The sequence below is a fragment of the Gemmobacter caeni genome, assembly GCF_003054195.1.
In the GTDB taxonomy this organism is placed as follows: domain Bacteria; phylum Pseudomonadota; class Alphaproteobacteria; order Rhodobacterales; family Rhodobacteraceae; genus Gemmobacter; species Gemmobacter caeni.
The window spans coordinates 25,703-39,597 of sequence record NZ_QBKP01000012.1 but is presented as its reverse complement, the minus strand read 5'-3'; the positions used below and the strand labels follow the sequence as shown (position 1 = coordinate 39,597).

General features: G+C 65.3%; 17 protein-coding genes. 6 read left to right on the top strand and 11 right to left on the bottom strand.

From position 1 onward, the window contains the following. The first annotated feature begins 10 nt into the window (after positions 1-10). Together C8N34_RS17125 and C8N34_RS17120 are read left to right on the top strand one after the other, a co-directional pair. Positions 11-769: an HpcH/HpaI aldolase family protein gene (locus C8N34_RS17125; protein ID WP_108129793.1), complete on the top strand. Its 759-nt coding sequence runs from the start codon at positions 11-13 to the stop codon at positions 767-769. Then, positions 769-1,695: an NADP-dependent oxidoreductase gene (locus tag C8N34_RS17120; RefSeq protein ID WP_108129792.1), complete on the top strand. Its 927-nt coding sequence runs from the start codon at positions 769-771 to the stop codon at positions 1,693-1,695. The genes C8N34_RS17125 and C8N34_RS17120 overlap by 1 nt, the downstream gene beginning before the upstream one ends. Before the next feature lie 3 nt (positions 1,696-1,698). Here C8N34_RS17120 and C8N34_RS17115 read toward each other — a convergent pair whose 3' ends face one another. The 7 genes from C8N34_RS17115 to C8N34_RS17085 all read right to left on the bottom strand — a co-directional run bounded on the left by C8N34_RS17115 (position 1,699) and on the right by C8N34_RS17085 (position 8,316). Continuing rightward, on the bottom strand, positions 1,699-2,385 hold the full coding sequence (locus tag C8N34_RS17115; RefSeq protein ID WP_108129791.1) for an EthD domain-containing protein: 687 nt from the start codon (positions 2,383-2,385) through the stop codon (positions 1,699-1,701). Between the two features lie 11 nt (positions 2,386-2,396). Continuing rightward, positions 2,397-3,707 (bottom strand): TRAP transporter large permease, encoded by a 1,311-nt coding sequence (locus C8N34_RS17110; protein ID WP_054304326.1) that lies wholly within the window; start codon positions 3,705-3,707, stop codon positions 2,397-2,399. Further along, a complete protein-coding gene (locus C8N34_RS17105) occupies positions 3,707-4,219 on the bottom strand; it encodes a TRAP transporter small permease (RefSeq protein ID WP_054304327.1) in 513 nt (170 codons plus the stop codon). Before C8N34_RS17105 ends, C8N34_RS17110 begins: the two co-directional genes overlap by 1 nt. Positions 4,220-4,362: 143 nt before the next feature. After that, on the bottom strand, positions 4,363-5,337 hold the full coding sequence (gene dctP, locus C8N34_RS17100) for a TRAP transporter substrate-binding protein DctP (protein WP_108129790.1): 975 nt from the start codon (positions 5,335-5,337) through the stop codon (positions 4,363-4,365). A gap of 322 nt (positions 5,338-5,659) precedes the next feature. Next, a complete protein-coding gene (locus C8N34_RS17095) occupies positions 5,660-7,048 on the bottom strand; it encodes an FAD-binding oxidoreductase (protein WP_108129789.1) in 1,389 nt (462 codons plus the stop codon). Between the two features lie 63 nt (positions 7,049-7,111). Then, entirely contained in the window at positions 7,112-7,747 is a 636-nt protein-coding gene (locus C8N34_RS17090; RefSeq protein WP_108129788.1) for an NrsF family protein, read from the bottom strand. Beyond that, positions 7,744-8,316, bottom strand: coding sequence for a sigma-70 family RNA polymerase sigma factor (locus C8N34_RS17085; RefSeq protein ID WP_199750691.1), 573 nt, complete (start codon positions 8,314-8,316; stop codon positions 7,744-7,746). Before C8N34_RS17085 ends, C8N34_RS17090 begins: the two co-directional genes overlap by 4 nt. A gap of 174 nt (positions 8,317-8,490) precedes the next feature. On the opposite strand from C8N34_RS17085, the gene C8N34_RS17080 reads away from it, so the two are divergent. From C8N34_RS17080 to C8N34_RS17065, 4 genes are all read left to right on the top strand, one after another. Next, entirely contained in the window at positions 8,491-8,766 is a 276-nt protein-coding gene (locus tag C8N34_RS17080; RefSeq protein ID WP_199750690.1) for a BufA1 family periplasmic bufferin-type metallophore, read from the top strand. A gap of 85 nt (positions 8,767-8,851) precedes the next feature. Continuing rightward, the gene (gene bufB / locus C8N34_RS17075; RefSeq protein WP_108129786.1) at positions 8,852-9,709 is read left to right on the top strand and encodes an MNIO family bufferin maturase; all 858 of its coding nucleotides are present in this window, start codon (positions 8,852-8,854) and stop codon (positions 9,707-9,709) included. After that, positions 9,693-10,466: an HvfC/BufC N-terminal domain-containing protein gene (locus C8N34_RS17070; protein WP_158640713.1), complete on the top strand. Its 774-nt coding sequence runs from the start codon at positions 9,693-9,695 to the stop codon at positions 10,464-10,466. Before bufB ends, C8N34_RS17070 begins: the two co-directional genes overlap by 17 nt. Beyond that, positions 10,463-10,918 carry a DoxX family protein gene (locus C8N34_RS17065; RefSeq protein ID WP_108129784.1) on the top strand — a complete coding sequence of 152 codons (456 nt, stop codon included), beginning with the start codon at positions 10,463-10,465 and terminating at the stop codon, positions 10,916-10,918. The genes C8N34_RS17070 and C8N34_RS17065 overlap by 4 nt, the downstream gene beginning before the upstream one ends. Before the next feature lie 15 nt (positions 10,919-10,933). Here C8N34_RS17065 and C8N34_RS17060 read toward each other — a convergent pair whose 3' ends face one another. The 4 genes from C8N34_RS17060 to C8N34_RS17045 form a co-directional block, all read right to left on the bottom strand. After that, entirely contained in the window at positions 10,934-12,556 is a 1,623-nt protein-coding gene (locus tag C8N34_RS17060; RefSeq protein WP_199750693.1) for an AMP-binding protein, read from the bottom strand. Between the two features lie 70 nt (positions 12,557-12,626). Beyond that, a complete protein-coding gene (locus C8N34_RS17055) occupies positions 12,627-13,028 on the bottom strand; it encodes a RidA family protein (RefSeq protein ID WP_054304336.1) in 402 nt (133 codons plus the stop codon). Then, positions 13,025-13,435 (bottom strand): acyl-CoA thioesterase, encoded by a 411-nt coding sequence (locus C8N34_RS17050; protein ID WP_108129782.1) that lies wholly within the window; start codon positions 13,433-13,435, stop codon positions 13,025-13,027. Before C8N34_RS17050 ends, C8N34_RS17055 begins: the two co-directional genes overlap by 4 nt. After that, the gene (locus C8N34_RS17045; protein ID WP_054304338.1) at positions 13,435-13,887 is read right to left on the bottom strand and encodes a cupin domain-containing protein; all 453 of its coding nucleotides are present in this window, start codon (positions 13,885-13,887) and stop codon (positions 13,435-13,437) included. Before C8N34_RS17045 ends, C8N34_RS17050 begins: the two co-directional genes overlap by 1 nt. Positions 13,888-13,895 lie beyond the last annotated feature (8 nt).

Genomic DNA, 13,895 nt, shown 5'->3' with positions numbered 1-13,895 from the left:
CGAGGCCCAGATGACCGATTTCCGCAGCCGCTGTATCGCCCCCGAGCCGCTGGCCGGGTTGTTCTGCGCCATCCCGCATCCGACGGCGGTGGAAATCTGCGCGGCCACCGCGCCGGATTTCCTGTGTCTTGACGGCGAACACGCCCCCATCGGCCGCGAGCGCGCGGAAGAGATGATCCGCGCCGCGCAACTGCATGGCGTGCCGGTCATCATGCGCGTGCCGGGGCATCTGCCCGACAGCATCGCGGGCGTGCTGGACAGCGGCGCCGACGGGGTGCTGGTGCCCCGCGTCTCCACCACCGACGAGGCCCGCGCCGCCGTCGCCGCCACGCGCTATCCGCCGGTCGGAGTGCGCGGGGTCGGGCCAGGGCGCGCGGCGGGGTTCGGCTATCGCATCCCCGATTATCTGGCGACGGCGAACAGTCGCATCCTGCTGGCCATTCAGGCCGAAACCCCCGGCGCGCTGGAGAATATCGAGGACATCGCGGCCGTGGAGGGTGTGGATGTCATCTTCATCGGCCCCGGCGATCTGGGGGTGACGCTGGGCGCGCTGGGGCCGGAGGGGCGACCAAGGCTGATGGCGGCGATCAAGCGCATCACCAAGGTCTCGCGCGCGGCGGGCAAGGCGGTGGGCATGTTCTGCGCTTCGCCCGACGAGGTGCCGGGCTGGCGCGAACTGGGCATCACCTTCTTCCTGATCGGCAATGATGCGCGCCATCTGGCCGATGCTGCGGGCGCCGCCGTGGCGCGCGCGCGGGAGGGGTTCTGATGCAGGCGATCTTTTATCGCGGCTATGGCGGCCCCGAAGTGCTGGAACATGGCACCCTGCCCGACCCGGAGCCTGGCCCCGGTCAGGTTCTGGTCGCGCTGGAGGCCGCCAGCGTCGCACCGCTGGACTGGAAACTGCGCGCCGGGATGCTGGCTGCGCATTTCACGCCCGAATTTCCCAAGATCCCCGGCCGGGATGGCACGGGCCGCGTGCTCGCCTGCGGGCCGGGTGTCACCGGCTTTACGCCCGGACAGCGCGTCGCCGTCATGGCGCCGCCCGCGCGCGGAGCAGGGTGCTATGCCAGCATGATCGCCGCCGATGCGGCCCTGACCGTGCCGCTACCCGATGCGCTGGCTATGGAAGAAGGCGCCGCGCTGGTGAACTCCGGCCTTTCCGCGCTGATCGCCTGCCGCGCGGCGGGGGTGACAGCGGGGCAGCGCGTGCTGGTGCATTCCGGCGCGGGTGCGGTGGGCGGGCTGCTGGTGCAGCTTTGCGCCCATCTGGGGGCCGAGGTCAGCGCCACCTGCCACAGCCGCAACGCCGATTATGTGCGCGGTCTGGGGGCCACGCGGATCATCGCTTATGACCGGGACGCCCTGACCGAGCTGCCGCCGCAGGATGTGGTGTTCGACCTGATGGGCGGCGCGGTCCATGCTGCCAGCTATGCCGTTCTGAAACGCGGCGGACATCTGGTCTGGCTGACCGCCGCCCCGTTCGAGGATCGCGGCGCGGAACACGGCGTCCGCGTCACCCGCGCGATGATCACGGACGATGCCAGCGTGGTGACCGAGGTGCTGAACCTTGCGGCGCAGGGCGTGCTGAAAGCGCAGATCGCGGACCGCCTGTCGCTGGATCAGGCGGCGGAGGCGCAGCGCCGGCTTGCGGCGGGCGAGATCAGCCGCGGACGGCTGATCCTGCTGCCATAAGGCTCAGACCACCTCGGTCGACATCGGGAAGTGGTAATTCCCGCCCTCGAAGGGCGGGAAGGTATGGAAATCCGCCCGCATCTCGTGGCGCACCGGCGAATGCAGCGCGGCAGTCAGCGCGGCCGGGCTGTCGAACAGCACACGGTTGCGCTGCATGTGACCGGCACGGGCGAAGGGCAGCGCGGAAATCCAGTCGCAGCGCGTCAGGATCTCGATGCCGCGAATGCCGGGAAAGCGGCGCATGATCGGCGGATGTCCGGCGATGTAATGCGTCATCCAGGCATTATAATCCTGTGCCGGGCCGGGATAGTGCACCACATAGGAACAAGGCATTTCGCCCGCGGGCGTCTGCATCTGCGCCTCATCCACCGGATAGCGGCGCAGGACGAACATCTGCTGATCCGCCTGAGCCCCCGCCAGTTCCGGCAGGAAATCTGGATCGGCCAGCGCCTGCAAGGCGCCGTCAGCGGCGCAAGCCGCCTCCAGCGCCTCAAGGCTCGGGGCCTCGATCTGCACACCCAGCGTGGGGCCCGCGCCATCGTCGGTGTAAAGATCGCTTGCCCTGGCGGGGGTGTAGAGGATCGACCGATCCACACCCGCCAGCCCGCCCAGCAGGGCGCGCAGCCTGCCGCGCCCCGCCTCGGTCAGTGCCGCGCCACCCTGCCAGAACATCACCAGTGCAAAGCTCATCGGTCAGCTCCTCAGATCAGGCTCGGCAGGAACAGCGCCAGCTGCGGGAAGATCATGATGATCACGATCAGAAGCAGCGTCAGCAGCACATAGGGCAGCGCCGACATGGCGATGGTTTTCAGGGATGTCCCCGGTTCCGCCACGCCCAGTACGACGAACAGCAACATGCCAAACGGCGGCGTGGTGAAGCCCACCTCATAGGCCAGCAGCAGGATCAGCCCCAGCCAGACCGTATCAAACCCGTACTGGCTGGCGATCGGCATGAACAGCGGCAGGGTAATCAGCATCATCGAGACCTGATCCATGAACATGCCAAGGATCAGCACCGTCACCACCATCATCAGCACGATGCCATGCGGGCCAAGGTCGAAGCCGGTGATATACTGGATGAACCCGTTCGAGGCACCCGAGAAGGCGAAGATCTGCGAGAAGGTCATCGAGGCCGAGATGATGAGGAAGGTCATCGCCGTGACCTTCATCGCATCATCCAGCGACTTCCACAGCACCGCGAAGCTGAACTTGCGATAGACCATCAGCAACAGCACGACGCCCGCACAGCCCAGACCGGCAGATTCCGTCGGCGTGGCGATGCCAAGGATGATGGTGCCCACCACCATGAACACCAGAAAGCCCATGGGGATAATGTTCACCAGCACGGCTTTCAGCTTTTCGCGGCCGGTGACCTGCGGCACGGGATATTGCGGCGCGGCCTCGGGGTCGATGCGGGTCTGCACCCAGATCAGCACGGCATACATCGACACCAGCAACAGGCCCGGCAACACTCCGGCAATCAGCAGCGCCCCCACGTCGATCTGCGCCAGCGAACCCAGCAGCACCCCCAGCGCCGAGGGCGGGATGATGACGGCAAGGCTGCCCGCGCCAAGGATCGGGCCATAGGCCATATGCGGTTTATATTTCCGCTTCAGCATCTCGGGCGCCATCAGCGAGCCCATCATCCCCGCATTGGCAAGGCTCGACCCCGACAGCGCGGCGAAGATCGCCCCGGCGCTGAGCACGACATAGGACAGTCGCCCTCGCAGGTTGCCGATGGCAAGATCAAGCGCGTGGATGACCTTCTCGCCCAGACCGGACCGGAAATACAGGCTGCCCATGACAAGGAACATCGGCAGCGGCGCCAGTGCATAGGTCGCCACCGCATCGTTGAAATTCGCCACCATCTGCGTGATGCCCCGCGTACCGCCAAAGTACAGGAGCGCGCCAAGGATATTGGTGGCGAAGAAGGCAAAGGCCACCGGCAGGCCCAGCCCCATCAGCGTGATGATCGAGCCGATGAGCACGGCGAAAGGATAAAGCCAGTCCATCACATGCCCTCCATCTCGGTCGGGTTGATGTCGTACATCGACACCGGCGTCAGCAGGAAGCGCAGCCACTCCAGCGCGGACAGGCCAAAGCCCAGCATGATCGGCAGGAACACCGCCCATTTCGGCATGTCGAAGGTGCGGGTTTCATAGGTGCCCTTTGCCACCGCCACCGACAGCGAGGTTGCCGCGATCCAGCCGAGGTAGAGGCACAGTACGATGCAGGCGATGTACATGAGCTTTTCCAGCAGCGCTCGTCCGGCAGGCGGCAAAAGCCCCCGCAGGAACACGACAAAGACATGTCCCTTGTTGCGCACGAGCCAGGGCATCGACAGGAAGGTCAGATACAGCAGGCTGTATTCGGAGGCCGAAATGGCCCAGGTCAGCGCGCGCATCCCGAGGTTCCGGGCAACGACATCCGACACCACGAACAGGATCAGCAGCCCGATCAGCAGTTTTGCCACAACGGCCAGCAGCCAGGAAACCCGGCCGACAATATCGAAGAAGGTGGTCATCCGCTCCATCCGCAAAGCAGCCCATCCGGGCCATGCGCCGGTTCACCCTGTCGGGAACTCTGGCGCCAGTCGGGGGGCGGAGCACGTGTCACGCACCCCCTCGCAAGGAAAAGGGCCGCACATCAGGTGCGGCCCGGCAGGTCTCAGGGGAACAACTTGCGCAGCTCTTCCACATGGGTCGGATCGCGGTCCTTCATGCGGTCCCAGCTTGCCTTGGCAGCTTCGGCGAGGAACTTGTCACGGCCTGCGCCGGTCATTTCCACAATCTTCATGCCCTCGGCTTCCATCGCAGCGCGCGATTCCTGGTCTTCCTTGGCAATCGCGTCATAGCTTTCGCGTTCGTATTCGATGGCAACCTCGTTGAGGATCTTCTTCGATTCGTCCGAAAGCGAGTTCCACTTATCGAGGTTCATCGAGATCAGCACGTCGAGGTGAAAGAACCCCGGCTCGACCCGGTAGCGGGTGAACTTGTCCCAGCCGAAGGCCTTGTACCCGATGGAAGGATAGGCATTGGCGTTGATCACGCCGCGCTCCAGCGAGGTATACACATCCCCGGCCGGCTGCACGATCATCTGCGCGCCAAGGCTTTCGAAGAACTGTTTGTAAAGCGGCGAGGCGCGGATCACGAGCTTGCTGAAGTCCAGCATGCCATCCTCGGTCAGCTTCGGCTCGTCCACGGTCCACAGCCAGAAACCGGCCCCGGCGTCGACATGGGCCAGCAGCTTGGCATTGCCCTTTTCCTGATAGATCTTGTCGATCGCATCCCAGCCACCGTTCTCACGCGCTTCCCAGGGCTTGATCCCCGAGGCCGAGAACACCTCGCCTTCCGGCACGATTTCCAGATACAGGCCCGCAGGCGCATTCATCATGTCGATCAGGCCGCTTTGCTGAGCCGTGCCCAGCTGCGGGTTCGGCACAACCTCGGGGCCACCGCGCACGTTGATCTGCACGACACCCTTGCCGCGCTCGTTCACCCGGTCGACGAAGCGCAGGAAACTTTGGGCAAAGCCCACCTGGGTCGGCGTGAAGTGGACCGCTTCGATCACATCTTCCGCCACAGAAGCCGTGCCGAACGACCCCAGCAGGGCCGCGGCGGCAAAGGCCTTGAACATTCTCATAGCATAACCTCCGTTGGATGTCTTTTCTGTCAGGATCGCAAGACCGGCAGCGGCTCTGTCGTCCGCTTTTTCCGATCACCGGGAGCGGTGCGGGCAATGCCCGCCGGACCCCGGCCGAAACTCTTATGAAGCGGATTAAAACATGCATATGCAAATAAAACAAGTTCAAACCTGAAATATCCGAAAAGCGAAGTTCACCCTCCACCTTTTCACTATCAAGTCATTGAAAAAATGTGCAATATTTCAGATTCGGCCACAAGAAAGGGCGACCCTGCACTGACCGGGCCGCCCATAAGAAGGTTGCAGACACATGCTCTTTCAATCAGGGCGAAAGCACCTTGCCCGGATTGAGAATCCCCTTCGGATCCAGCGCGGCTTTGACCGCCCGCATGGTGGCGATTTCCTCGGGGCTGCGGCTGTAGGCAAGGTAATCGCGCTTGATCAGGCCGATGCCATGTTCGGCGGAAATCGTGCCCGCCATCTCGCGCACGATGCCGTAGACCAGCTTCTTGACCTCGGACTCCGGCTGGTTCTTGCCAGCCGAAGGGACCGAGACCACAAGATGCAGGTTGCTGTCACCGATATGGCCATAGCTGAGCGCCAGCGCACCGGGCCAGCGTTCGGCAATGCCGCTTTCGCAGCGCCGCACGGCCTCGTCCATGCGCATCAGCGGCAGGCCGACATCAAAGGCGATGATCGGGCCGACCACGCGGGCAAATTCGGCCACGCTTTCGCGCACGGCCCAGAGCCTGCGTTCCTCGCGGCTGTTGGCGGCGATCACCGCATCCTCGACCATGCCCGCATCCAGCGCGGCCTCAAGGTAGGTTTCCAGCGCGGCACGGGCGCCGCCTTCGGCAAAGCCGCTGGCCTCGATCACCACATAGACGCCATGGCGCCCGGTCAGCGGGCTGCCGATGCCGGTGCCTTCGGACATATGGTGAAAGAAGCTCGGCCACATCACCTCGAACGAGGTGAGTTGCGGGCCAAGTGCCGCGCGGGCGCGGGCCAGCATGTCGATCACCGCCGCCGTATCGGCAAGGCCAAGGAAGGCGGTAGCGGTATGGGGCGGGCGCGGTTGCAAACGCATCACGGCGCGGGTGACCACGCCCAACAGCCCCTCGGTGCCAATGAACATCTGTTTCAGGTCCAGCCCGGCGTTGTTCTTAAGCATCTTGTTCAGCGCGGTGATCACCGTGCCATCGGCCAGAACGACCTCCAGCCCCAGCACATGCTCGCGCGCCATGCCGTAGCGGATCACCTGATTGCCGCCCGCATTGGTGGAGATAACGCCGCCCACGGTGCACGACCCCCGCGCGCCCAGATCGACGGCCAGCATCAGCCCTGCCTCCGCCGCTGCCTGCTGCGCCTTTTCCAGCACCACACCCGCGCCACAGGTCAGTGTGGCCATCTGCGGATCGACCTCCTCGATCTGATTCAGCCGGTCGAGCGACAGCACAACCGCCCCCGCCACCGGCATGGCGCCACCGGAAATGCCGCTGCGCCCGCCCTGCGGCACGACGCCCACGCCATGTTCGTTGCAGAACCGCAGCGCCGCTGACACCCCCGCCGTATCGCGGGGCCGCAACAGCGCCAGCGGCTCCACCGGGGTCAGGCCAGACCAGTCATGGCGATAGGCCTCGGGCACATCACCCGCACGGGTGACCACGTCGGGGCCCAGAAGTTCCTCCAGCCCCGTCACGATATCCTGCATCGCCAAATCTCCGCTGTCGCTGATGCTTCAAGGTTAAAACGATAACGCCCGAAGCGGCAAGCCTTACCAGCGCAGCAAACGCCACCCCAGAAGCGCGCCGATGCCACCTGCGGCAAGAATCGCGGCGCCATACCATGTGACGTAGAACAGCGGATTATCCTCGGTGCAGTGCAGCGCATAGCCAGCCGCCGCCATTCCACCGCAGGCAAGCCCCAGCACAGCCCCTGACAGCGCGGGCGCAGAACTCGCCCCGCGCCGCAGCATCAGCAGCCCTACCGCCAGGGGCGGCAGGGACATCAGGGTAATGGTCGTCAGGCATTTCACCTGGGTAGAGCCACGGATTGCCGCACCCAGCGCCTGCGTTGGCGTCTGCACCCAGAAGCCCAGCCACAGCCCCAGCGCCGCCAGCCCGACCAGCGCAGCCGGAACCAGCCGACGCCCCACCCGTGCCTCGGGCCGCGCGAGATGCAGCGCCAGCGCGACACTCGTGGCGCCCAGCACGAAGGGAAGCAGCGACTTCGCCGCCGTCACCGGCGCGAGCAGCGCCGCCTCCAGATCCGGCCGCATCCCCATGCTGCCCAGAAACCACCCCAGCGGCAGCGCCAGTGCGACCAGCATGGCCAGCGCCATCGCCGCCGCGCGAAGCGGCGGGCGTGGCGGCTCCGCCACCAGTCGGGAAATGAGATCTTCGGTTCTCATTCGTCACGTCCCCGGCCCGGTCCATCGCCGCCGCTCCCGGCGCCCAGACGGGCCAATTTCTTCATCGCCCGGTGCAGCGCCACGCGCACCGCACCCTCGGTCATCGACAGCCGCGCGCCCACGGCGCCGGTTTCCTCGCCTTCAATCGCCACCGCCCGCACGATTGCAGCGGAACGGTCGTCGATCCCGGCCAGCAGCCGGTCGGTATCGCGCCGCGCCAGCGGGTCGGGGCCAGGCTCGCTTTCGAGGAATTCGGTGAAATCCTCGATGGGCAGATGCACCGATGCGCCCCGGCGACGAAAGGCATCCACCACCTTGTGCCGCGTCACGGCATAGAGCCACGGCTTCAGCGGACTGTCGGGACGCCAGGTGTGCCGCTTCTCGTGAATCGCCAGCAGCACATCCTGCACGATGTCCTCGTGCCGGTCCGGCGGCAGCGTCCGCCCGCGCGACCGCACGATCCCGCGCAGCACCGGCGTGATCTCCGTCAGCAGGCGTGCATAGGCACGCCCGTCACCGCCGATCGCAGCCCGCATCAGCACCGACCATTCGCTTTCGCTGTCTCTCATACTGTCCTGCATTACGCCGTCAGCCTGACCTTGTTACAGCCGCTCACGACATTTCTGCAATGGATCACGGGTGAACACATAAGCGTGATGCCAGTAACGCCCCCGGCCCGTCCGGCGAAATGCACTGCGAGGGCCGGACGCGCCCTTGCTTCAGATCCAACGGAGGATGACCCGATGACCATGATGACCAAGACCCTGTCGCTGACCGCCACGCTGGCCACCGCGCTGACGCTGGCCGCCGCACAGGCGCAGGCCGAGGGCGATATGGAAAAGTGCTATGGCGTCGCCATGGCGGGGCAGAACGACTGCGCGGCAGGCCCAGGCACCACCTGCGCCGGCACTGCGACGAAAGACTATCAGGGCAACGCCTGGAAATACGTCCCCGCCGGCACCTGCGCCAGCATCGAGACCCCGCATGGCATGGGTTCGCTGGAGCCGGTCAAGATGTGATCGCCGCCGGGGCCTCGCATGGCCCCGGCAAAGCGACCGGCCGGGGCGTCCCCAGCCCCGGCCACCCTGCCCCGAGGAGGACAAGATGCAGCCCGCCCTTCCCGCCGCCGCCGGACTTGGCTTCAAGCCCGAACATTTTCCCGCCATCCGCGACACCCGCCCTGCATTGGGGTTCTTTGAGGTGCATGCCGAGAATTACATGGGCGCAGGCGGCCCGCCGCACCGGATGCTGACCGCCCTGCGGCAGGATTATGCGCTGTCGCTGCATGGGGTGGGCCTGTCCATCGGCGGCGCCGGGCGGCTGAACGCCGGTCATCTGGCCCGGCTGCGTGCGCTGGTGGATCGCTATCAACCCGAGAGCTTTTCCGAACATCTGGCCTGGTCCAGCCATGGCACCGATTACCTGAACGACCTGCTGCCCCTGCCCTATACGCCGGAAACCCTGAACGTTGTCTGCGACCATATCGACGAAGTGCAGACCGCGCTGGGGCGGCGGATGCTGCTGGAAAACCCGTCGACCTATGTGATCTTCGAACAGTCGGAAATCCCCGAGACCGCGTTTCTGACCGAAATCGCGCGCCGCACCGGCTGCGGCCTGTTGCTGGATGTGAACAACGTCTTTGTGTCCTGCACCAATCACCGGATGGACCCGCGCGCCTGGCTGGCCGATTTCCCGCTGCATCTGGCGGGCGAGATTCATCTGGGCGGCCATGCCGAGGAGGAACTGCCCTCTGGTCCGCTGCTGATCGACGCGCATGGCAGCCCGGTCGCCGATCCGGTCTGGGCGCTGTTTGCCGAAACCGTGATGCGCAGCGGCCCGCTGCCGACGCTGATCGAATGGGACAATGACGTGCCGATCTTTGCCGAGCTGATGGCGGAGGCCGACCGCGCCAGCGTCATCCTGACCCTTGCGCAAGAGGCCCGCCGTGCGCTCGCATCCTGAGTTCATTGCCGCCTTCGGACAGGCCATCGCAGCGGGGGGCCTGCCCCCTGGTGTGACCGCAACAGCGCCGGATGAGGCGGAGCGCCGTTTCGCCGTCTATCGCAACAATGTGGCGCATTCGCTGACCGAGGCCCTGAAAGCCCGGTTCCCGGTTGTGGAGCGGCTGGTGGGGGCGGAGTTCTTCGCCGCCATGGCCGGAGTCTACTGGAAGGACAGCCCGCCCCCCTCGCCTGTGTTGTTCCAATGGGGCGAGACCTTCCCCGATTTCCTCGCAGCCTTTCCGCCGCTGGCCGGGCTGCCCTACCTGCCCGATGTCGCGCGGCTGGAACTGGCGCGCGGCCGCGCCTATCACGCAGCCGATGCAGCACCTGCCCCGCCCGAGGCTGTGGCGGCTGCGGCTGCCGGGGCGGATCGCGCACGCCTGCCCCTGCATCCGTCAGTGCAGCGGCTTGTGGCGCCCTGGGCCTTTGTCACCATCTGGCAGGCCAACCAGCCCGGCACCGCTACGCCCGGCAAGATCGAGGCTGCCCGCACCGAGGCCGCGCTGGTGTTGCGGGATCGTCAGGACGCCGTGCAGGTCGAGACGCTTGCTCCCGGCGACAATGCCTTTCTTGCCAGCTTGATGGCGGGCCATTCGCTGCTCGCCGCAGCCGAGGCCGCAACCGCAGCCGAGCCCCGCCACGATGCAGGCCCGTTCCTGATGCGCCTGATCCGCCACGGCGCCATCACCCAGATCACCTTCGGAGAAACCCCATGACCGCGCTTCTCTCCCCCCGCCTGCAAACTCGCCTTGAAACAGCCGAAGCCCGCTTTGCTCCCCTGCTGTGGGACATCGCAGGGCTTGCGCTGCGCGTCTTTCCGGCGGCCGTGTTCTTTACCTCGGGCCGGACGAAGGTCGAGGGGCTGTTCACCATCAGGGACAGCACATGGTTCCTGTTCAAAAATGAATATGCGCTGCCGCTGATCCCGTCAGACCTTGCTGCCGTGCTGGCCACGGTATCGGAACATCTGTTCCCGATCCTGCTGGTGCTGGGCCTGGCGACGCGCCTGTCGGCACTGGCGCTGCTGGGCATGACGCTAGCCATCCAGATCTTCGTCTACCCCGAGGCATGGCAGGTGCATGGCACCTGGGCGGCCTGTTTCCTTGCGCTGATCGCGCGGGGGCCGGGGCGGTGGTCGCTGGATGCGCTGCTCTGGCGCCGCGACTGACCGCCCCGCCGGGCCTTACATCCCGTCGCGCAGCTTGAAGCGCTGGATCTTGCCGCTTTCAGTCTTGGGCAGCGCCTCGCGGAACACGATGGAGCGGGGGTATTTGAAGGGCGCAATGGTCGCTTTCACATGATCCTGCAACATCTTGATCGTGGCGCGGTCGGCCAGCACGCCCGCCGCCAGCACCACATGCGCCTCGACGATCTGGCCGCGTTCCGCATCCGGTGCCCCGATCACCGCACATTCGGCCACATCCGGGTGCGCCAGCAGCGCCGCCTCCACCTCTGGCCCCGCGATATTGTAGCCCGAGGAGACGATGATGCCGTCGGTCCGCGCGGCGAAGTGGAAATAGCCCGCCTCATCCTGCCAGAAGCTGTCGCCCGTCAGGTTCCAGCCATTCTTCACATAGGCGCGCTGCTTGTCCGGCGCGCTCATGTAGCGGCAGCCGACCGGGCCTTTCACCGCAAGACGCCCCATCTCGCCACGCGGCATTTCGGAGCCATCGGGCGCCATGATCATGGCCTTGTAGCCGGTCACGGGCCGCCCGGTGCAGGCGGGGAAGCTGTCGCCGAAACGGTTGGTGATGAAGATATGCAGCATCTCGGTCGAGCCGATGCCATCCAGCATCGGCTTGCCGGTTTTGGCGATCCAGTCTTCATAGACCGGGCCGGGCAGGGTTTCCCCCGCCGAAACCGCGGCGCGCAGGCTGGACAGATCGGCGCCTTCCTCCATCGCGCGCAGCATCACGCGATAGGCGGTCGGCGCAGTGAAACAGACCGTCGCCCGGTATTTCTGGATGATCTCGATCATGTTCGGCGGCGAGGCATTTTCCAGAAGTGCGGCCGAAGCGCCAAAGCGCAGCGGAAATACCGCAAGCCCACCCAGACCGAAGGTGAAGGCCAAGGGAGGCGAGCCGACAAACACATCCTCGGGCTGCACGTTCAGCACTTCGCGCGCATAGGCATCCGCGATGATCAGGATGTCGCGGTGGAAATGCATCGTCGCTTTCGGCTCGCCCGTGGTGCCGCTGGTGAAACCGAGCAGCGCCACGTCGTCGCGGCCCGTCTTCACCGCATCAAACTTCACCGGCTTCGACAGCGCCATCCGGTCCAGCTCGGCGTCATGGTTGGCGGTGCCGTCAAAGCCCACCACCGTTTTCAGGAAACGGTTGTTCTTGGCCGCCACGACCAGCTCTTCCATCAGCCGGGTATCGCACAGCGCATGGGTGATCTCGGCCTTGTCGATGATCTGGTTCAGCTCGCCATGGCGCAGCATCGGCATGGTGTTCACCACAACCGCCCCCGCCTTGGTCGCGGCCAGCCAGCAGGCCACCATCGCCGGATTGTTGGCGGACCGGATCAGCACGCGGTTGCCCGGCTTCACCCCATAATCCTCGACCAGCGCATGCGCGATGCGGTTGGTCCAGTCCGTCAGTTCCTTGTAGGTCCGCATCCGGCCATTGCCGATCAGCGCGACATTGTCGCCAAAGCCCTTGGCGACCATCGCATCGGTCAGTTCCACCGCCGCATTCAGCCAGTCGGGATAACGGTAGGGACCGAGCTCGATCTCGGGCCACAGATCGAAGGGCGGCAGGTTGTCGCGTGTGAACGTGTCGATATGGCCAGTGGGCCCGAGGATCGGTTCCGGCATGTCAGTCTCCCATGTGATAATGGCAGGGCGCGTCTTCTGCGCGCCTCTGCCGGATGTGTCAGCCCTGCGGAATGACCGCCGTGGCCTCGATTTCGACTTTTGCGCGGTCCTCGACCAGCGCCACCACCTGCACCAGCGCCATCGCCGGATAGTGCCGCCCGATCACCGCCTTGTAGACGCGACCCAGATCCTTGAGACTGTCGAGGTATTCGCTTTTCGACGTCACATACCAGGTCAGCCGCACCAGATGTTCGGGCTTCGCCCCGGCCTCTGCCAGAACGGCCACGATGCCTTTCAGCGCAGCTTCGACCTGTCCCACGAAATCGTCGGTCTCGAATTCCTGCTGGTCGTTCCAGCCGATCATGCCGCCGGTGAACACCATCCGCCCGGTTGCCGCCATCCCGTTGGAATAGCCCGGTGTCGCCTTCCACCCCTTCGGGTGCAGTGCCTCGATCGTCATGCCTTTGCCTCCATGAATTCCACCATGCGCCTGCGCATGTCTTCGGGCCAGGGGGCGGCTTTCAGCCCTTCCACCCAGACCAGCGTGATCTCCGCCACCATCCGCACCTCGTCGCCCAGCCGGGCGGTGATCGTCAGGTTGACGCTGCTGCCGCCGACGCGGTGCAGTTCCAGCCCGAAGGTTACCTTCTCGCCCAGCCGCGAGGGGACGCGGAAATTCGCCTCCAGCCGCGCGGTAGGCACCCCCGCCCCGCCTTGCAGATGCATCTGCGCGAAACTGCGGCCCACCACATCGGCGAAGAAATTCTCGACCACCGAATTGGTCATCTCGAAATAACGGGGATAGAACACGATCCCCGCCGGATCGCAGTGATTGAACTCGATCTGGATGAGCCGCTCGTAGATCATCAGTCGTTGGCCTCCGGTGGCAGGAAATCCACATCGTGTTCGGCAGAGGCTTTCACCACCGCATCGACATCGGTCATGTCATGCAGCACCTCGAACAGGTCGCGCAGCTTGCCGGCGGGCGAGACCCAGAACAGCGCCCGCGCGGGCTTGTCGGATTTGTTGAAATAGCCATGCGGCACGCCGCGCGGCATCCGCACCAGATCGCCCGCCTTCGCCACCGACCACACGCCGTCAAGCTTCAGATGCAGCTCCCCCTCCTGCACGAGGATGAACTCGTCCTGAGTCGGGTGGATATGCACGGGCACGAACTGGCCCGGCTCGCTGTTAGTTTCAAACGCAAAGGCCGCATCGCAATCGGCCTTCGGGAAATACCGCTGACCGAGGATGTTCCATTCGAGACCTTCGATCCCCGTGCCGTTGCGGGTGATGCCGCCGTCCAGTGCCTTGCTCATGCCGTCCT